The 17,757-nt window shown below is 38.3% G+C and carries 21 protein-coding genes; 17 read left to right on the top strand and 4 right to left on the bottom strand.

Features of this window, described 5'->3' with window-relative positions; all coding sequences use genetic code 11:
• The first annotated feature begins 88 nt into the window (after positions 1-88).
• The 10 genes from AC3FI7_RS16815 (at position 89) to AC3FI7_RS16770 (ending at position 6,921) form a co-directional block, all read left to right on the top strand.
• Positions 89-634 (top strand): hypothetical protein, encoded by a 546-nt coding sequence (locus AC3FI7_RS16815; protein WP_491460554.1) that lies wholly within the window; start codon positions 89-91, stop codon positions 632-634.
• A 13-nt stretch (positions 635-647) separates the two neighbouring features.
• Positions 648-1,292: a hypothetical protein gene (locus AC3FI7_RS16810; protein ID WP_491460553.1), complete on the top strand. Its 645-nt coding sequence runs from the start codon at positions 648-650 to the stop codon at positions 1,290-1,292.
• A gap of 11 nt (positions 1,293-1,303) precedes the next feature.
• A complete protein-coding gene (locus AC3FI7_RS16805) occupies positions 1,304-2,074 on the top strand; it encodes a sensor histidine kinase (RefSeq protein ID WP_142723486.1) in 771 nt (256 codons plus the stop codon).
• Positions 2,071-2,715, top strand: coding sequence for a response regulator transcription factor (locus AC3FI7_RS16800; RefSeq protein ID WP_142723487.1), 645 nt, complete (start codon positions 2,071-2,073; stop codon positions 2,713-2,715). The genes AC3FI7_RS16805 and AC3FI7_RS16800 overlap by 4 nt, the downstream gene beginning before the upstream one ends.
• Before the next feature lie 247 nt (positions 2,716-2,962).
• Positions 2,963-3,808 (top strand): caspase family protein, encoded by an 846-nt coding sequence (locus AC3FI7_RS16795; RefSeq protein WP_343660476.1) that lies wholly within the window; start codon positions 2,963-2,965, stop codon positions 3,806-3,808.
• A 73-nt stretch (positions 3,809-3,881) separates the two neighbouring features.
• Entirely contained in the window at positions 3,882-4,892 is a 1,011-nt protein-coding gene (locus AC3FI7_RS16790) for a trypsin-like serine peptidase (protein WP_343660477.1), read from the top strand.
• A 127-nt stretch (positions 4,893-5,019) separates the two neighbouring features.
• Entirely contained in the window at positions 5,020-5,529 is a 510-nt protein-coding gene (locus tag AC3FI7_RS16785; protein WP_142723490.1) for a hypothetical protein, read from the top strand.
• Positions 5,526-5,873, top strand: coding sequence for a tRNA-binding protein (locus AC3FI7_RS16780; RefSeq protein ID WP_002982221.1), 348 nt, complete (start codon positions 5,526-5,528; stop codon positions 5,871-5,873). Before AC3FI7_RS16785 ends, AC3FI7_RS16780 begins: the two co-directional genes overlap by 4 nt.
• Before the next feature lie 16 nt (positions 5,874-5,889).
• Positions 5,890-6,591, top strand: a complete 702-nt coding sequence (locus tag AC3FI7_RS16775; protein WP_491460552.1) for a 3'-5' exonuclease — start codon at positions 5,890-5,892, stop codon at positions 6,589-6,591.
• 3 nt (positions 6,592-6,594) lie between these two features.
• The gene (locus AC3FI7_RS16770; RefSeq protein ID WP_002982214.1) at positions 6,595-6,921 is read left to right on the top strand and encodes an SUF system Fe-S cluster assembly protein; all 327 of its coding nucleotides are present in this window, start codon (positions 6,595-6,597) and stop codon (positions 6,919-6,921) included.
• A 59-nt stretch (positions 6,922-6,980) separates the two neighbouring features.
• On the opposite strand, the gene AC3FI7_RS16765 is transcribed toward AC3FI7_RS16770, so the two are convergent.
• Both AC3FI7_RS16765 and AC3FI7_RS16760 read right to left on the bottom strand, forming a co-directional pair.
• Entirely contained in the window at positions 6,981-7,817 is an 837-nt protein-coding gene (locus tag AC3FI7_RS16765; RefSeq protein WP_491460551.1) for a sulfurtransferase, read from the bottom strand.
• A gap of 152 nt (positions 7,818-7,969) precedes the next feature.
• Complete coding sequence (locus AC3FI7_RS16760) at positions 7,970-8,818, bottom strand: hydroxymethylglutaryl-CoA lyase (protein WP_491460550.1); 849 nt, start codon at positions 8,816-8,818, stop codon at positions 7,970-7,972.
• Positions 8,819-9,005: 187 nt separating this feature from the next.
• Here AC3FI7_RS16760 and pepT point away from each other — a divergent pair, with 187 nt between their 5' ends.
• From pepT to AC3FI7_RS16725, 7 genes are all read left to right on the top strand, one after another.
• Positions 9,006-10,253: a peptidase T gene (gene pepT, locus AC3FI7_RS16755; RefSeq protein WP_491460549.1), complete on the top strand. Its 1,248-nt coding sequence runs from the start codon at positions 9,006-9,008 to the stop codon at positions 10,251-10,253.
• 5 nt (positions 10,254-10,258) lie between these two features.
• Positions 10,259-10,825: a hypothetical protein gene (locus AC3FI7_RS16750; RefSeq protein WP_343660485.1), complete on the top strand. Its 567-nt coding sequence runs from the start codon at positions 10,259-10,261 to the stop codon at positions 10,823-10,825.
• Positions 10,826-10,980: 155 nt separating this feature from the next.
• Positions 10,981-12,297 (top strand): hypothetical protein, encoded by a 1,317-nt coding sequence (locus AC3FI7_RS16745; protein WP_491460548.1) that lies wholly within the window; start codon positions 10,981-10,983, stop codon positions 12,295-12,297.
• Positions 12,298-12,470: 173 nt separating this feature from the next.
• Positions 12,471-12,713 carry a hypothetical protein gene (locus AC3FI7_RS16740; RefSeq protein WP_142723498.1) on the top strand — a complete coding sequence of 81 codons (243 nt, stop codon included), beginning with the start codon at positions 12,471-12,473 and terminating at the stop codon, positions 12,711-12,713.
• Positions 12,714-12,857: 144 nt separating this feature from the next.
• Positions 12,858-13,454: a porin family protein gene (locus AC3FI7_RS16735; RefSeq protein WP_491460547.1), complete on the top strand. Its 597-nt coding sequence runs from the start codon at positions 12,858-12,860 to the stop codon at positions 13,452-13,454.
• A 78-nt stretch (positions 13,455-13,532) separates the two neighbouring features.
• Positions 13,533-14,594 (top strand): sensor histidine kinase, encoded by a 1,062-nt coding sequence (locus AC3FI7_RS16730; protein WP_491460546.1) that lies wholly within the window; start codon positions 13,533-13,535, stop codon positions 14,592-14,594.
• Positions 14,584-15,318, top strand: a complete 735-nt coding sequence (locus AC3FI7_RS16725) for a LytR/AlgR family response regulator transcription factor (RefSeq protein ID WP_491460545.1) — start codon at positions 14,584-14,586, stop codon at positions 15,316-15,318. The genes AC3FI7_RS16730 and AC3FI7_RS16725 overlap by 11 nt, the downstream gene beginning before the upstream one ends.
• 53 nt (positions 15,319-15,371) lie before the next feature.
• Here the strand turns inward: AC3FI7_RS16725 and AC3FI7_RS16720 are convergent, their stop codons facing one another.
• Both AC3FI7_RS16720 and AC3FI7_RS16715 read right to left on the bottom strand, forming a co-directional pair.
• Positions 15,372-16,280: a DUF6268 family outer membrane beta-barrel protein gene (locus AC3FI7_RS16720; protein ID WP_491460544.1), complete on the bottom strand. Its 909-nt coding sequence runs from the start codon at positions 16,278-16,280 to the stop codon at positions 15,372-15,374.
• A gap of 85 nt (positions 16,281-16,365) precedes the next feature.
• On the bottom strand, positions 16,366-17,601 hold the full coding sequence (locus AC3FI7_RS16715) for a multidrug effflux MFS transporter (RefSeq protein ID WP_142723503.1): 1,236 nt from the start codon (positions 17,599-17,601) through the stop codon (positions 16,366-16,368).
• Positions 17,602-17,757: the final 156 nt, after the last annotated feature.

The following is a 17,757-nucleotide window of genomic DNA, read 5'->3' as shown; positions in this document are numbered from 1 at the left end:
TTAATAAAGGATAAAAACAGTGTTTTCCCCCTTTTCTATAGTTGTGCCGTTCGCTAATTTTGTTCCATAAAATTAAAAACCATAAAAAATGAAAACTTCCTTTTTTACTAAGATTTTAAGTCCGCTCTGCACAGCATTTATTTTTATTTTCTGTTTGCTAAGCTGCAATGAACCCCCTAAAGAACCCGTAAGTAACAGTTACAAAAAGAAACTGATCAGTTACCGTGAAGGCAGGGTCCTTTTTGATGAATACACCAGAACCAATCATGAAATTCTCACCAAATACCGAAACGGAGAACCCGATTCCCGATGGTACTGGTTTTCACTGGAAGACATGGAAGGATATATTCAATACGTAAAAGAAAACGCAAAAAAACAAAAATTAAAAAATGTAGGAATCAGGATTTATATGGGAAAATATCCCTTAAATCATCCTAAAAACAGAATGGCAAAACCTGAATATGCAGGCTACCAAACCATATTTTTAGTTCCTACTTCACAAAAAAGAAAAAAAGACAATGCAATGTCCAGAGGCGAGGCAACTGATGAAAATACAGATGTGCCATCTATAGAATCCATGAATATGACCAACCTTGCCCCTCCTCCAAAAACCTTATCCGGAACAATGCCTTAAAAAAACAGAAATTATGAACTGGAATATTGAAACAGGGAAACAGATATCTATGATCTTATCCATTGCAGTGATGATTTTAATGATCATAAAATACAGAAAAACCGGAAAAGAAAATTTCTTTTTTATCATCGGATACCTGCTGTCTTCCCTGATCGATATTTTCTGTTATTTCTATTACGACCTGACGAAACTGCCCACAGATATATTTTATGTAATCGGGTTTTTAATGGTTGTATTCTTTCTGTATTTGTTTTATTATTATCAGTTATTGTATGTCCCATTGCTCAAAAAAATACAGGTTGGCATTCTTGTACTTTTTGTTCTCAATATCTTTGTAATGTTTTATACCGAAGATCATCTGCTTCATCATTTTTCTTTCAATATGCTTTATGCAGATATTCTTCTGTTGCTATTTTCAATTATCTTGTTTCTGTACCAAACCTTTAATTCTGATAAGATCTTAGAAATCAAAAATTATTTACCGTTCTGGATTTCAGTGTCTTTACTGATCTTTTTTATTGGAAGTATCCCGATACTTTTTTTCAGAAATACCGTTTCGGAGAGTATTTATTTCTTTATATTATTTATGCTGAATCTGATCAGTAACAGCATACTTATATTGGGATTAATTTGGAATAAACAGGAAAAAAACAGATAAAAACCCTCAAAATGGAAGAGAATAATCTGGTCATCATCTTTACGATTACTTTATTCATCATTGTTCTGACAATGATCTTCATTTATGCGGTTTTCATCAAGAAAAAAACAACAATGCTGATAGAGCAAAAGGAAAAAGACCTGCGGTTTGAAAAGGAGCTGGCCACTTCACAGGTAGAAATGAAGGAGCAGACACTCAATTATATAGGGCAGGAATTACATGATGATCTGGGACAGAAACTTTCCGTTGTCCGCCTGCGACAAAACCAGCTGATTACCAAATTGAAAGATTCTGAGAAAGAAGACCTGATCGAGCTCAATGAATTATTGGGAGAATGTATACAGGATATAAGAAACCTTTCTAAAACATTAATCACTGAGCAAATCATTCATTTCGGGCTGGCAGAATCCATAGAAAGAGAAGTCCAAAGGATCAGAAAACTCAAATTATTAAAAATAGAATTCATCACTCAAAAACAGGACATTGATATCACTCCAAAACATGGTCTTATTCTTTTCAGAATTATCCAGGAAAGTATCAATAATATTCTGAAACATTCCAAAGCCAAAAACGTTTCCATACAGCTGGAAGATGACTGTGAAAAATTACACATCAGTATTTCTGATAACGGAAAAGGCTTTGATACAAACATTATTCAGGATGGCTCAGGATTAAAAAACATGGAGCTGAGAGCCAGGCTGATCCATGCAGAATTCACAATACAATCACAACTGAATAAAGGAACACAAACTTTGATAACCTATCACAAAAATTTATTATGAAAACTATTCCCATAGCGATCGTTGATGATCATACTCTGATTTCCAAAGCCTTGGAGAATATGATCACAGAGAATACTCAGTACAGGGTCATTATGAATTATCCCAACGGAGAAGAATTTATTGCAGGAGTGGAAAAAGCTTCTGAATTACCCGCTGTAGTACTGATGGATGTCAATATGCCTTATAAAAACGGTATAGAAACTACAGAATGGCTTACAGAACATTATCCTGATATCAAAGTGATCGCCCTGACCATGGATGACGATGAAAGAATATTGATTAAAATGCTGAAAGCAGGAGCTAAAGGCTATCTGCTGAAAGATATGCAGCCCTCCATCCTTTTTCAGGCTATTGAAACCGTATTTGAAAAAGGAAGCTTTTATACTGATTTTGTAGCACAGAAGTTATTGAAAGTAAAAACAGAAGAAGCTAAAAATGCCTCTTTGCTTTCGGAGCTTAAAGACCGGGAAAAAGAGTTTATTAAATGGGCCTGCAGCGAACTTACCTACAAAGAAATTGCTGACAAAATGTGCCTCAGCCCCAAAACAATTGATGGCTACAGAGATTCTGTTTTTGTAAAACTGGATATAAAAAACAGAGCCGGGCTCGTACTTTTTGCCTTAAAACATGATCTCTGCTAAATTAATTCGTAGTTTTTAACCAACATCTTCACATTCTGATATCACTTCGGCGGCTTTTCAAGCCGCCGAAGTGATATTTCGTAACTCATTCATAAACAGACAAAAAGGTGTTTTTCCTTTTTCAAAACACGGTTTTCTCCTCTGTTTTCGTCCTGCAGAATGACGGAATTTTGTCATAGAAAAAACACAGAAAGGCAGCCCCCGAAAAGCCGGAACAGAGTAGGGAATATTTTTTAAAACTAATACAATGAAAAAAGCACTTATCGTAGGTATTAATGATTACGCACCTATCGGATACGGAGGTCCGGACCTTAATGGCTGTGTAAATGATGCAAGGGATATGGCCAACACATTGGTCATCTGCGGTTTTAGTCCGGCAAAGATTAAAATCCTGACCAATCAAAATGCTACAAGAGCGAATATCCTGAATTATCTGAAATCCATGATCAGCACAAGTGTAAAAGGTGATTCTCTTGTTTTTTATTATTCAGGGCACGGAACCAGAGTAGCTAATATTGGGTCAGATCTTGAGCTTGATGGTTTGGATGAAGCCATCTGTCCGCACGATTATGCCAATGCCGGTGTCATTCGTGATGACGACTTTAAAGCGGTTCTTGACAAACTGAAAGCAGGAGTCAATATGGAAGTGATCTTTGACTGCTGTTATTCCGGAACAGGAACCAGAAAAATGGATCTGGGCCTGGAAGCTGACCTTCTCAACGAAACGGCCCGTTATATTCCCCCCATGCTTGAGGACGAATTCTATCTGACCTATGCCAGTGAAATCGGGGCTGCTAAAAATGTAAAAAAATCAACTGTTCTTACGAAAGCTCTCGTCCCCGTTTCCGGAATGAACCATACGCTATGGGCTGCAGCAAAAGATAATCAGGTTTCAATGGAAGGTAATATCAGCGGACAGATACGGGGCTATTTCACCTATCACTTCTGTAAAATCCTGCGGGCGACCAATGGGAATATCGTCCGAAAAACACTTGATAAACAGGTAGCTGTTGCACTGGCCGCTATGGGAGCTGCCCAGATCAACCAGACTGAAAGCATGACCACAGAATTTTCTCAGAAAATATTTACTTAACTGATAATCATGACCGGCGGAATCCGAAAAGCCATTAAAAGAGTAGGAATATACCAGATTAAAAATAATAATCATGTCAAAAATCGAAAACAACAACCCAATGACCGCTGAAGAAGTGTTAAGACTCAGAACGGTTAAAGCAAAATCGGCTGAAAAACCGGAAACAATTGAAAAGCTATTTAAACAGGCTCCTGCCATGGAAACTATTAACGGAAGAACTTTCCCTAAGGGAATGAAAACCATAGGAATGCCTATGGACGAGAAAACAGCAGAAAACCGGACTCTGGAAACCGATCATTTTTACCCTACCCATGCTGATTTTGAATACAGTCCAAAACTGGAACCGAAAAGAGACCGTAAACCAAAATTCATTGACAGAGACTCTTTCCTGACTCCGGAAAATGCAAGAACCATTTTTGGAGCCGATCAGAGAAAGGTATACAATTCTACAGCCTATCCATGGAGATGTGTCGGCAGAGTGGAAAGTTCTTTAGGTTCAGGAAGCGGTGTGATGATCGGGCCAAGACACCTTCTTACCTGCTCCCATATTGTAGACTGGCAGCCTAATAATACTACAGGATGGCTGAAATTCACTCCTATGTATTACAACGGAAGCGCACCTTACGGAACTGCCTGGGGCACCTTAACCTATTACAAGTATAAAGTGGCTGGCCCTACTATTGATTCAACAGAAATACAATATGATTATGTAGTAATTGTATTGGACAGGCCTATCGGAAACAGCACAGGCTGGTTAGGCTCAAAATCCTATTCTGATTCCTGGGATGGAGGAGCTTACTGGACCCATGCAGGATATCCGGGAGACCTTACAGGAACCCAAAGACCTACCTACCAAACCGGCATTGCCCTGGATGGAGATTTCTGGAGTGCTGATGACAACGAAAGCATGAGCCATAAAGCAGATATATGGCCTGGACAAAGCGGAGGTCCTTTTTGGGGATATTGGGACGGCTCTCCGTATGCTGTGGCGACTCAAAGCGCGCATAATCCAAGCGATAATTTTGCAAGTGGCGGCTCAGATTTAGTCAATCTGGTCATCAGAGCGAGAAATGAGCATCCTTAATTTATTTTTTTTGTTTAAATCTTTAGCCTGCCTTTCGGGGTGGGCTTTTTGATATAAACTAAAATATATGACCAATTGAGTCAGTATTCTCAATATTTTAATACATTTGTTAATAAACATATTTCAGATGAATTTCGAGCAGATCAACTTACACCTTGAGGCTTATAAGGAACATAACCAGATTCTGGATGCAGCAAAATACCTGATCCATTCTTTTAATCTGGAACATGAAAACTTTGCAGGATTTGGTTTCAGGGAAGAGCTTTCTCCTACCTCTATGCTTCTTACAGCAGAGGGTGATCTGGGAGGGCCACAAACCGTAATGATCCCAAGAAATTTATTTGATTTTGATCTGAACCTTGTCTTAAATATGGTTGCCCACGAAATGCTCCACGTAAGACAGAAAGCTCCCGGGCAGGTCATTGAAGACAAAAATGAAAGAGAATTTCAGGCGTATTATGAAATGCTTTTTCACAAAGTTTTCCCTCAGATTCCCGAGGTTTCGGATTTTCATAAAAAATTCTTCGGAGGAAAAGCCCTGGAATATTACAGGAGAATGGGCGAAGGTTCGGTACTACAGCAAAAATATGCAGAACAGAAAACAGAAGTTGAACATTTAATTAACGAATTGCCATGACAGTAAAACCAGATATCACCTGGGCAGATTTTGAAAAAATAGACATCAGATGCGGAACCATCATTTCAGTGAATGATTTTGAAAAAGCAAGAAACCCATCCTACCAGCTGGAAATAGATTTCGGAGATCTTGGAATCAGAAAATCATCTGCACAGATTACTTCTCTTTATACAAAAGATGAACTGATAGGAAAACAGATTTTAGCAGTGGTGAATTTTCCTAAAAAACAGATTGCCAATTTCTTCAGCGAATGTCTTGTATTGGGATTATATGGTGAAGACAAAAAAGATGTTACCCTTTTAACCCCTTCATTACCTACAAAAAACGGAATGCAGGTAGGATAAATACAGCACAGCACATATGATACAGACCATACCCTTAGAAAGAGTTTTATTCCTTGATATTGAGACCGTTCCACAGGCCGGGTCGTGGGATGACTTATCCGAAACCGATCAGTATCTCTGGGATAAAAAAACAAAATTCCAGAGAAAAGAAGATGTCACGGCAGAAGAATTTTATGAAAGGGCCGGTATTATGGCCGAATTTGGAAAGATCATCTGCATCAGTATCGGAATGCTGGAAAAAAATGAAACATTAAAAATAAAAAGCTTTTCAGGACACGATGAAAAGAAAATACTCCAGGAATTTGGAGAAATTTTCAACAGTACAAGGCTTTACAACGTCATTCTCTGTGCCCATAACGGAAAAGAGTTTGATTTTCCATGGATCGCCCGAAGATACCTCATCAATGGAATGCAGCCCCCGGCTCCCTTTCAGATGTTTGGAAAAAAGCCCTGGGAAATTCCTCATATAGATACGATGGAACTTTGGAAATTCGGGGATTACAAGAGCTTTGTATCGCTTGAATTACTGGCCCATGTCTTTGGAATTCCTACCCCTAAAGATGATATAGACGGCTCAATGGTTTCATCAATTTACTACATAGAAAAAGACTTGCAGAGAATTGTTGACTATTGTGAAAAAGATGTCTTAACTTTGGCAAATATTTTCCGGCGCATGCGTCAGGAAGATTTGTTGAAAAGGAATATCAATCTAGATTAAAAAATGAAATTTACAGACGATCAAATTGCTGACATTGGTGAGGAAATCATTGGTGTGCTGAAAACCGTATATGACCCCGAAATTCCGGTAGATATTTACGAATTAGGACTGATTTATGATGTCCAGATCTCCGATGATGCTGATGTAAAAATTATCATGACACTTACTACTCCTAACTGTCCTGTTGCGGAAACACTTCCACAGGAGGTAAAAGACAAAGTATCTGAGGTAGAGCATGTAAAAAGTGTAGATTTAGAGCTTACTTTCGAACCGAGCTGGAATAAGGATATGATGAGTGAAGAGGCGAAGTTTGAATTAGGAATGCTTTAATGATTCACTTAACAATATAAAACCCCGAAAAGTAATTTATTTCTTCGGGGTTTTTATTTTTAAATATCTTTTGCAATTTCTTTGCCTTCTCTCCTGCTCCATTCACTCCATGAGCCTACATACAGATCCGGAACCGGAAATCCTGCATAGTCCAGAGCTAAAATCGTATGACAGGCGGTAACTCCTGACCCACAGTGAATGATCAGATGCCCAGGTTTATTTTTTAATAATCTGCTATATTTTTCTTTTAAAGCTTCCGGACTCAGAAAGTTTCCGTTTTCATCAAGATTTTCAGAAAAAGGAATATTAACAGCCCCCGGAATGTGCCCGGCAACCAGATCTATCGGTTCAGATTCTCCTTTATAGCGATAAGCATCTCTTACATCAACAACTGTAGAAGAATCGTTTTCCAATTCATTTTCAACAATTTCCAGACTTGAAACCGGAAGAAGCCATTGCTCTTTTTGAATTAAAGACGCTTTATCAAATTTCTCTTCTCCTGAAGAGAATTCTATGCCCGCTTTTTCCGCCGCCTGCATTCCACCATCCATGACCTGAACTTTTTCAAATCCGAAAGACCTTAACATCCACCATGCTCTCGCAGCTGCATTTGAAGCGTTTTTATCATCATATACAACAAGATGAGCTTCTTCTGATATTCCCAGATCTGAAAGTGTTTCTGCAAACTTTTCTACAGAAGGAAGAGGATGTCTGCCTCCAAAAGCTGCATTTTCTCCAATCTCTGCCAGATCTTTGTCCAGATCTATGAATCGGGCTCCTTTAATATGTTTATCAAGATAATTCTGCTTTACATCTTTTCCGGTTCTTGCATCAAGAATAATAAGATTTTCTGCTGGAATATTTTTGAGTTCGGATGGTGAAATTATTGGTGCCATTTTGGAGATTTTGATTTAATTAATATGTTTTGGCTAAAGCCTATTGTATTTTTAATATAGTAAAGCGGGCTAAAGCCCGCTCTTATTAATATTTTTTTTCTCGCATATTTTGAAATATAAACAGATTTCTTTTTCTGTGAGATGTACTATTCTTAAAAATGAAAAATATCCTTTGCTTTGTTATATGAGCTTTCAAAGTTCAGCAGATTCAGCTTATGTTCTGCTTTTTCCACGCTCATAAAGTTGATCACCTGTTCTGTAGGCATATTTCCTACAAGATCATCTTTCGCCATAGGACATCCTCCGATACCTTTGATGGCGCTGTCAAATCTTCTGCAGCCTTGGTCGTAAGCTGCTTTTAATTTCGAATAGGAATCTTCATAACGGTTATGAAAATGGCCTCCGAAATTAATTTCAGGGTATTTTACAGGTATCTTTTCAAATAAAAGCGCAATGGTTTCCGGCGTTGCCACGCCTGTTGTATCCGACAGTAAAATATCTTTCACCCCAATGTCTGAAAATCGCTGAGCCCATTGGTCAACGTCTTCCCATTTCCACATTTCACCGTATGGATTTCCAAAAGCCATCGAAAAATAAATATTAAGCTGTTTCCCTTCACTCTTCACCAGATCAAGCATTTTAATGATTTCATCAAAAGCTTCTTCCTGACTTTTATTGGTATTTCTATGCTGAAAAGTTTCAGAAATAGAAAACGGAAAACCCAGAATATCTACCGACTGGTGTTTTAATGCTTTTTCGGCACCTCTGTAATTACCAATGATTGCAGAAACTTTCGTTTTGGAACGTGATTTATCAATATTCTCCGCCACCTCATTAGAATCCGCCATCTGCGGAATCGCTTTCGGGGAAACAAAGCTCAGACAATCCAATACATCAAATCCAACATCCATCAAGGAGTTGATATAATCGATTTTTTTATTGGTAGGGATAAATTCTCCCCATCCCTGCATAGCATCTCTAGGACATTCGGTAAGAAACATTGTTACTTTTTGATTTTCTCAAATATAATAAAACTAAACTATTTAGTATACTGCACATACAAAGCTAACACTATTTTGATTTTCAAACTTTTATATCTGATTTATAATTTCGATAACTGATATTAAATCGCAAATAACGTATTCTCAGCATCAAATTTGCTAACTTTGTTAAAATTTATGATATCTGATGAGTACAATAGAATTCAACCCATTGTGGAAAGAAAAATTACTGAACCGTTTTCTTAGCTATGTAAAAATATATTCAACCAGCGACGCAGAAAGTGAAACAACACCTTCTACTGAACGCCAGTGGGATATTGCCAACTACATTACTGAAGAACTGAAGACTATTGGTCTTGAAAACGTTTCTATAGACAGTAACGGTTATATCATGGGCTATGTTCCTTCTAATCTGGAAAATGATGACAGGCCTACCATCGGATTTATTTCACATTATGATACTTCACCGGACTTCAGCGGAGAAAATGTAAGACCTCAGGTTTGGGAAAATTATGACGGGAACGATCTTCTGCTGAATCAGACGACAGGATTCACCTTATCTCCTTCAAGATTTGAAAGTTTAAAAAAATATGTCGGTCAGACTTTAATTACTACTGACGGAAATACACTTCTTGGTGCTGATGATAAAGCTGGCTGCGCAGAAATTGTAACAGCTGCTGAATATCTTATTGCCCACCCTGAAATTAAACATGGAAGAATCGCTATAGGATTTACCCCGGATGAGGAGATTGGAAGAGGTGCACATAAATTTAATGTTGCTAAATTTGGTGCAGAATGGGCTTATACTATGGATGGTGGAGAAGTTGGAGAATTGGAATATGAGAACTTTAATGCTGCCGGAGCGGTGGTAAAAATCCATGGATTAAGTGTTCACCCGGGTTATGCTTACGGAAAAATGATTAATGCCGCTCTTTTAGCTGCAGAGTTTGCCCAGATGCTTCCTGCTAATGAAACTCCTGCAACCACAAAAGGTTTTGACGGATTCTATCATTTGATGGATATTACAGCTGATATCTCTGAAGCTAAACTTCAATACATCATCCGTGATCACGATGCAGATAAATTTGAAGCCAGAAAGAAATTCATGGAAGAAAAAGTAGCTGAATTCAATCAAAAGCATGGTGAAGGAACTGCTGAAGTGGAGATCAAAGAACAGTACAGAAACATGAAGCAGCAGTTTGAAGGCAAAATGCATATTGTAGATCTTGCAGCAAAGGCAATGACCGAAGCGGGTATTGAGCCTAAGATCAAGGCGATCAGAGGAGGTACAGACGGAGCACAGCTTTCTTATATGGGACTTCCATGCCCTAATATCTTTGCGGGAGGAATCAACTTCCATGGGCCATATGAGTATGTTGCTCTGGAAAGTATGGAAAAAGCGACGGAAGTTATTATTAATATTGTAAAAGCTTAATCATCATGAAAAAGGTCTTAGCATCAGTATTCATTTTCGCTTTTATTTTCGGCGGTGCCCAGGTTTCTGAATTTCAGAGGGCAGATTCACGCTATGAAAGAAAGAAAACGGCTCTGTATAATAAATATCCTAAGCCTAATGATTTAAGAACCAAGAAAGAATGGCTTTTGACAGAGGATAAGATAACGGCTTATAAGACTGCTTTAGACAAAGCTTCTCTTGATGATCAGAAAATGATCGCCGCAGATCCTCCTGTAAAAACGAAACTTACGAAGGAAGCTGAATATGATAAAGGGAAGGCTGCTTTTCAAAAGCTTATATATGAGGCTGTAGACCTTGATTTTCTGAACTTTTCTTCAGATACTTATAAAGCAACAATGACCTTTGTTGTGGACTCTAAAGGGAATGCCCTTTATCCTCAGGTAAAAGGGAATAATGAAGATGTCAATGCATTCATTGAAGCTGCCTTTTACCGTATTAAAGATAAAGGCAAGTGGAAACCGGCAGAAGACAAAGGAAAACCTGTCTCTTCCAGCGTTTCAATTTCTTTGGCATTGAATTTTAAAAAATAGTAGAGAAAGCCCGCTGCGAAAACAGCGGGTTTCCTTTTACCTTTTTTTCCAAATATTGCTGAAAATCATTATGTTAGTAACAGTAATTTAATATGATTCTTTTGTAAGCCTTAAATAATTCGTCTAAATTAGGAAGAAACATAAAATCAACGCTTATGAAAATGAAATCTAATTACTTCAAGATTAACAGGAAATTTTATTTCTCTTTTCTTTTATCTATTTTCTGTTTGTTTATTTTAGCCTCTTGTTCTCAGGATGATCCGACGGATCCACCTGTTGAAAATCCGACGGAGTCTGCTCCAATGAAGACTTTGGGAAATCTGACCTTACAGAAGAATGTTATTATTCTGAATGACGAATCGGTTAATGCAATTTCCACTCATAATAACGGAGAAATTACGTTCAGCCGTATGACACCACAAACAGACAGTATTTCAATAGGAACTGTTCTTGTAGGAACCAAGATAGAAGGCGATCAGGTGAATACCATCCTTTCAAAAGTAAATGCTGTTTCCAAAACAAACAATCGTTTTACCGTGCAAACTTCCAGTGCAAAGCTTGAAGAATTCATCTATAGCGGAACGCTGAGCGGGGTTTATAATCCTTCTGATAAGACACCTGTAAGTATCAACGGAAAAATGGCCAACTACGTTCCTGTAGATGGCTTTGTTTCTCAGGAGTTAACAGAACGTATCAATTCCATAGAAAACAGGAATGCAGCCAATCAGAAATTGGTATCTCTGCCCCGGTTCAATTTTGACAGAACCTTTTCTTTAAGCCAGCAGGTGGGACCTGTAGGGGTTACTCCGGGAGTTAATGTAAAAGGAGGATTTACGCCAAAGATAGATTACCATATTTCTTTCTCATGGGGACATTTGTCAGATTTTTCTGTGAATTTCATTATGGATGATATTCAGTTAGAATCTACTGCCAGTATTCAGGGAAATTTAGGGTATACTGTAAGCTCTACCGATTTTATAAGCATCCCTATTATTCCAATTGTTTTAGGGCCAACCGGTCTTATCATCGGTCCCTCACTATCTGCCGGTCCATATGTAGGAATAGGGACAGCAGGTACCGCTCATTTAAAACTGTTTGACGTTAGTGGACACGCTAATTTTCTGGTAGGAAAAAATTCACAGATCAATATAGACATTAATAAAAATGCAGGGTTTGGAATCACGGATTTAAGTGGAAATGTAAACGCAGAGATCGGTATAGAAGCAAAAGGATCTGTAGGACTGCAGTTTCTGACAGTGAATCTTGCCAACTCAGGGCTAAGAGGCAGAGCAGGTATTTCTCCTTCTTTAGGGCTGCAGCTTATTCCACAAAGAAAAGGGATTCTTGATTTAAAAGCTAAAATTCAGGCTGATATGTTCTACGGTTTTGGAATTGCTCCTTTAAGATATGAAGGTACTATTCCACTTTTCAAAAAAGAATATATGCTGTATCAAAAAGATTTCATCTTCTAAGACAGAACGCTTTACTGAATATGAATATCGGAAACCGCTTTAAAAGCGGTTTCCGATTGTTTACAACAGCCAACACATATAATTCATTTACAATTCATTAAGCCAATTTTACTATATTTACAAAGATGTACAATTTTAAACGATAACATTAATACCAAATTATCATGAAAACAATGAAAAAACTTTTGAGAAAAGATTTATCTACAATTCTGGGCAGTGGAGGAAATGAGTGCCATATGGGTGGAGATTCCTATAACTGCCAGAGTGACTGTGAATGTGCCTGGGGGAAAGCCTGTGAAATGTATGAGGACGGAACTCCCGGACAGTGCATCGCTGTTGGTGGGGGTGGAAATCCCGGTGGCGGAGGCACTGGCGGATGCATTCCTCCTTCCATTTGTGAAGAACAGCCTTATTAATGATAGAGTCGGAAGCAGCACTTCCGATTTTTATTTTCATCAGGAAACAGGTCCTTGTCAAAACATCTCTGCCGTTCATCAAATAAAATTTAATTCCTGGCTTCATAGCTGTTGTTTTGCAACAGATTTTTAACAACAATTATTATGAAGCAGCAATTTTTAGCGCTGAGCACACTCGTATTATGCATCTACTGCACTACAGAAATTAAAGCACAGCAGACTCCGGCTTTTCACATTGGAGTAAAGGGAGGGGCAAATTTTACAAAAACCTCAACGGAATCTTCTTCCCTGGAAGGGAAATACGGATTCGGTTATCAGGCAGGAGTAATGACAAGGCTGGATATCGGAAAACTTTATGTACAGGGAGAAGCAATGTTCAACAAAAGAAAAACATCATACCAATCCCAAGACGGAAGCTCTTCAAAGCTTTTCTGGAACGCTATTGATATCCCGGTCGTGGCAGGATATAAATTGATCAAAACAGATGATTTTAATGTAAGGGTATTTGCCGGTGGCGTTTACAGCTATGCCTTTAATAATAATTTATCTGCTTCTCAGGCGCTTCAGGAAGGTTTTAAAAAATTTGATAAATCCAATATCGGAATTACAGGAGGTGTTGGGATAGATTATAAGAATTTTACAGCAGACCTGAGATATGAGGCAGGTCTTTCAAGCATCAGTAAAGAATTTAAGTCCAAACCCAACAGCTTTTCCCTCGGAATAGGGTATTTTCTGTTCTGAAAAACTTAAATTATCTTTACCATTAGAAACTGTTTTCCCTGCAGTTTCTAATTTTTTTATCAATCTATTTCCTATTCCATGACAAAATCTTTTGTTTTAAAAGAATATATATTTACTTTTATTTTCTGGCTTGTACTGACCATTGTATTGTGGTTTAACTTCCAGAGTACAACAGAAAAATATCTTGCGATGACCCAGGCAGCGATTATTGCAGGATTCTCTTTTATACTGACTCATTTTTTAACGAATAAATTTCTGCCGAAAGCCCTTCTGGAAAAGAAAATGAAACGGTTCCTGGTACAGGCGGTACTTGTTATTTTCATGCTCAGTCTGGTATTTTCTTTTATCTTCACCTATCTTGAATTTGCTCCCAAAGAGCAGCTTCCCAAGAACTTCAGAGATCAGCTACCCATTTTGTGGCAGGGCTTTTATATGTCCCTGCCTGCCTCGTTTCTGATTAATGGGGCAGCGTGCGGAATAAAATTTTATAAAGAACATGGAAGAATAGAGCGGGATCATATACTCCTGCAGCAGGCCCATCTGGAAAACCAGCTCAAGCTTTTACAGGATCAGATCAATCCGCATGTAGTGTTCAATATTCTGAATCATATCCATATTCTAATGAAAACGGATACCCAGCTTGCCGATTTTTTGCTGATGAAATTTTCAGATATTCTCCGGTATCAGCTGTATCATTGTAATCAGCCTATGGTTCCTCTGGATAAAGAAATTGAATATCTTCAAAATCTTGTTGAGGTAGAAAAGCTGAGATGGGGAAATGAGTTAGATGTAAAGGCCATCTGGGAGATTGATAACAGAAAGGCATTCATTGCTCCTTTACTGCTGGTGCCCTTTATCGAAAATGCGTTTAAATATGTGTGCAGACTTCCTGGGCATAAAGGGTACGTGAAAATCTCATGCAAAGAAAAAGACAGTCAGCTCTATTTTTATGTGGAAAATTCCTACTCAGATAGGGCAACCTATAAAAAGAAGGACGGAACGGGCGGAATTGGTCTTCAAAATGTAAAAAAACGGCTGAAATTACAATATCCGGACTGCCATGATCTGGATATTGAAACAGGTGATCAAATATTTAAAATTACTTTAACGCTAACACTATCTGACAGTCATGAACAATAATATTCCTAAAATGAAATGCCTGATTATTGATGATGAGCCTCTGGCAAGGTTCCATCTTAAAGAACTGGCCGGTCAGATTGACTTCTTATCCGTTGAAGGTACATGCGCAACAGCATTAGAAGCCGACGCGAAGGTAAAGGAGAGTGAAATAGACCTTCTTTTCCTTGATATCAATATGCCTTATCTTTCCGGCCTGGAGTTTCTGGAACAGCTTGAAAACCCTCCTTTATGTATCATTACCACAGCTTACTCAGAATATGCGCTGGAAGGGTTCCGCCTGCAGGTTGCAGATTATCTTTTAAAGCCCATAGCGTTCAACCGTTTTTACCAGGCTGTGAATAAAGCTCAGCAGCAGTTTATCATCAGTGAAAAATCAAAAAAGAATACACCTCTGGACGATCCTTTTCTGTATGTAAGACAGTCTGATACTTTCATTAAAGTTTCATGGGTTGACATTCTGTATATTGAAAGCATGCAGAATTACACCAAGCTTCATTTTAAAGATAAATCGCTGATCATTCACCAGACGATGAAAGCTATTGAAGAATCACTTCCTTCAGAGCATTTTTTCAGGATTCATAAATCTTACCTTATCAATATTACCCATATCGATATGATCTCCGGAGGACGCCTTTTTATTAATAAAATTGAGCTCCCCATTTCCCGGACCCGCAAAGAAGAATTGCTTAATCAGGTGGTATATAAGAAATTAATCAGTAAGTAACTGAAAGAAGCCGGAAACGGGGAATGTAATAACTCCCTGTTTCCGGCTGTTTTTTATGGCAGGTTCCAGCGTAATGACACTGCTGCGTAAAATGTACTCGAAAATCTTGGATCAGCTATTTTCTTGTCTCTGAAAATACTGCTGATTTTCCGGTCATTTTCGCTGAAACTTCTCAATATAGCAGTTCCTCCGGTAAGACGCACTGTAAGCCTCTCATTGATTTTTAATTCCGGTCTGAGCCCTGCGGTGATCTGCTGATAACCTAACAGCATCGATTTTCCGTTCATATTTCTCTCTGCCGTCATTCCGTTCAGTTCTACAACAGCCTTTAAAGCAAATTTGTCTGAAAACAGATAACCTGCTTCCATACCTTGCGGGAAATTGATATTGAATTTAATTTTTCCGTTTGTTTTCCAGTCGAAATAAATCCACGGTAAAATCATAGGAACGCCAAAAGCGGTTGTAAGGACAGGCCCTCCTCCTAATGAAAGATTAGGATTAAAATGTCTTATAAATAAAAGACCTCCCTGCCCCAGTACATCATCGAAATTTACGTTTTCAAGATCTGTATATACTCCCACAGACGCTGTCATCATCATGCTCCACTTTTTGCCCAAAGGTCTCATATGCTGTATTCCGACCTGTGCATTCAGCATCTGATCCGGAAAAAGCTGGGTTTCGTAATTTTTGTGTGTCATCCTTGCGTAAGATCCGCTCAGCAGCATAGACCATGACCTTACTTTCCCATCGTTATCTTTTTTTACAGATAACGGAATACTGAGATTCAGATCCACTCTTTTAAAATCACTTTTGGAATTGGTCTTTGTACTGTCTTCCGGGCGGATATAATTGGAAGCCGGGATATATTCAGTTTTAAGTTCTGCGGAGAGCCCGGACTGTGCATTCACCCAGTATCCTAATGGCAATATACAGCATAGAGCTGCCGAAAGGGTTCTTTTCATATTTTAAATTTTATGCAAAGAGAACCCTTTGACTATTTTTTACAAAAATTACTTGATTAAGTGCCCGAATTGTATGACAACAGGATCAAATAGCAGGATTAGTTTCTGTGGAAGATTGTGTATGTAAGCTTTCCTTTTTCTGGGTCTTAAAAATACGATATCCGAACCACACCGCGATCAATGCCATTGCAGAACGGGTTACCACCATCGGGATTATAGAATCTGCTTCTAAAAAGCCCAGCAATGCTGACATTAAAAATGTAACCATCAGCTGCATAAAACCCAGTAACGCAGCTGCCGTCCCTCTTCCTTCTTTAAATGGGGAAAGCGCATGGGCTGACGTAATCGGAAACAAGATACCGATAGCCAGTAATGACAGATAAAGCATTGCAATTTCCAGTGCTACAGAAAGGTTTTCAGCCGCAATCAGTATGTGAAGTGTACATACCCCCAGTAAAATGACTGTAGCAGCAAATAAAAGTGTTGAATTGCTTATTCTTTTAATCAGTTTAGGTGTAATATAAGCAGCTGTTATCAATGCCAATGAATTGAAAGCAAAAATAAAACTGAACACGCTGCTCGAAAAACCGTGAATTTCCATAAATAAAAACGGAGCATTCGAGATATAAATAATCAAGGAGGCAAAAGCAATGCTTCCTACCATTGTACTGTTAATAAAATCTCTGTTGGAAATGATCATTTTCAGCTGGTCTTTTAATCCTTTTTCATCCAATATCTCATCATCAGGAAGACTGACTCTGGTATTGGTTTCCGGAATATACTTATAGACCATAAAAAATGTAATCAGCCCCATGATGCATAAGAAGGCAAAAGAACTGTTCCAGCCCCAGAGTTTAAGGAATACACTTCCCAGTAAGGGAGCAACAATAGGAGCAATCCCACTGATCTGTGACTGCTGTGAAAAGATAGTGACCGCTTTGTGTTTATCATACAGGTCAATAATAATAGCTCTTCCGATGACAATTCCTGCACTTCCTCCGAACGCCTGGAGAAAACGCATTGCCCATAATACATAAATATCTGAAGTGAAATAGATCGCCGTTGCCCCAATCATAAAAAGCAAAAGCCCGCAATACAACATGGGTTTTCTTCCTTTTTTATCAGATAAAGGCCCCCATAATAACTGCCCGAATGCAAACCCGGCAAAAAACACAGAAATAGATACCTGAATATGTCCTATATCGGTATTAAAAATCTTCGCCATACTTGGGAAAGCAGGAAGATAAAGATCTATACTTAGCGACTCCAGCGTGTTGAGCAGTGCAAGAATAAACACTACAATACTTAAATTCTTCTTCATAAATAACGATAAGCCTTCGCAGGCGGTTTTTCAGCTGCAAAATTGCTGTAAAAAGTATCGTCTTTCAATAAAAGAACTGAAGGAAGTATAGGACAAACTGAAGATTTAAATATAATAACAAATGAAAAACATTAATTTAAGCCTAATATCAGAGTA

It is taken from the genome of Chryseobacterium sp. TQ-BC-N36 (assembly GCF_058382295.1).
Note: the sequence above shows the minus strand (reverse complement) of the source record. Positions and strands in the feature narration are given on the sequence as shown.

Excerpts from the sequence above, each read along its gene's own strand:
- AC3FI7_RS16760 (WP_491460550.1), bottom strand. The coding sequence starts at position 8,818 with ATGTTTCTTACCGAATGTCCTAGAGATGCTATGCAGGGATGGGGAGAA.
- AC3FI7_RS16770 (WP_002982214.1), top strand. The coding sequence starts at position 6,595 with ATGAAATTTACAGACGATCAAATTGCTGACATTGGTGAGGAAATCATT.
- AC3FI7_RS16745 (WP_491460548.1), top strand. The coding sequence starts at position 10,981 with ATGAAAATGAAATCTAATTACTTCAAGATTAACAGGAAATTTTATTTC.
- AC3FI7_RS16810 (WP_491460553.1), top strand. The coding sequence starts at position 648 with ATGAACTGGAATATTGAAACAGGGAAACAGATATCTATGATCTTATCC.
- AC3FI7_RS16725 (WP_491460545.1), top strand. The coding sequence starts at position 14,584 with ATGAACAATAATATTCCTAAAATGAAATGCCTGATTATTGATGATGAG.
- AC3FI7_RS16750 (WP_343660485.1), top strand. The coding sequence starts at position 10,259 with ATGAAAAAGGTCTTAGCATCAGTATTCATTTTCGCTTTTATTTTCGGC.
- AC3FI7_RS16730 (WP_491460546.1), top strand. The coding sequence starts at position 13,533 with ATGACAAAATCTTTTGTTTTAAAAGAATATATATTTACTTTTATTTTC.
- pepT (WP_491460549.1), top strand. The coding sequence starts at position 9,006 with ATGAGTACAATAGAATTCAACCCATTGTGGAAAGAAAAATTACTGAAC.
- AC3FI7_RS16775 (WP_491460552.1), top strand. The coding sequence starts at position 5,890 with ATGATACAGACCATACCCTTAGAAAGAGTTTTATTCCTTGATATTGAG.
- AC3FI7_RS16795 (WP_343660476.1), top strand. The coding sequence starts at position 2,963 with ATGAAAAAAGCACTTATCGTAGGTATTAATGATTACGCACCTATCGGA.
- AC3FI7_RS16765 (WP_491460551.1), bottom strand. The coding sequence starts at position 7,817 with ATGGCACCAATAATTTCACCATCCGAACTCAAAAATATTCCAGCAGAA.
- AC3FI7_RS16800 (WP_142723487.1), top strand. The coding sequence starts at position 2,071 with ATGAAAACTATTCCCATAGCGATCGTTGATGATCATACTCTGATTTCC.
- AC3FI7_RS16715 (WP_142723503.1), bottom strand. The coding sequence starts at position 17,601 with ATGAAGAAGAATTTAAGTATTGTAGTGTTTATTCTTGCACTGCTCAAC.
- AC3FI7_RS16790 (WP_343660477.1), top strand. The coding sequence starts at position 3,882 with ATGTCAAAAATCGAAAACAACAACCCAATGACCGCTGAAGAAGTGTTA.
- AC3FI7_RS16780 (WP_002982221.1), top strand. The coding sequence starts at position 5,526 with ATGACAGTAAAACCAGATATCACCTGGGCAGATTTTGAAAAAATAGAC.
- AC3FI7_RS16805 (WP_142723486.1), top strand. The coding sequence starts at position 1,304 with ATGGAAGAGAATAATCTGGTCATCATCTTTACGATTACTTTATTCATC.
- AC3FI7_RS16815 (WP_491460554.1), top strand. The coding sequence starts at position 89 with ATGAAAACTTCCTTTTTTACTAAGATTTTAAGTCCGCTCTGCACAGCA.
- AC3FI7_RS16740 (WP_142723498.1), top strand. The coding sequence starts at position 12,471 with ATGAAAAAACTTTTGAGAAAAGATTTATCTACAATTCTGGGCAGTGGA.
- AC3FI7_RS16735 (WP_491460547.1), top strand. The coding sequence starts at position 12,858 with ATGAAGCAGCAATTTTTAGCGCTGAGCACACTCGTATTATGCATCTAC.
- AC3FI7_RS16785 (WP_142723490.1), top strand. The coding sequence starts at position 5,020 with ATGAATTTCGAGCAGATCAACTTACACCTTGAGGCTTATAAGGAACAT.
- AC3FI7_RS16720 (WP_491460544.1), bottom strand. The coding sequence starts at position 16,280 with ATGAAAAGAACCCTTTCGGCAGCTCTATGCTGTATATTGCCATTAGGA.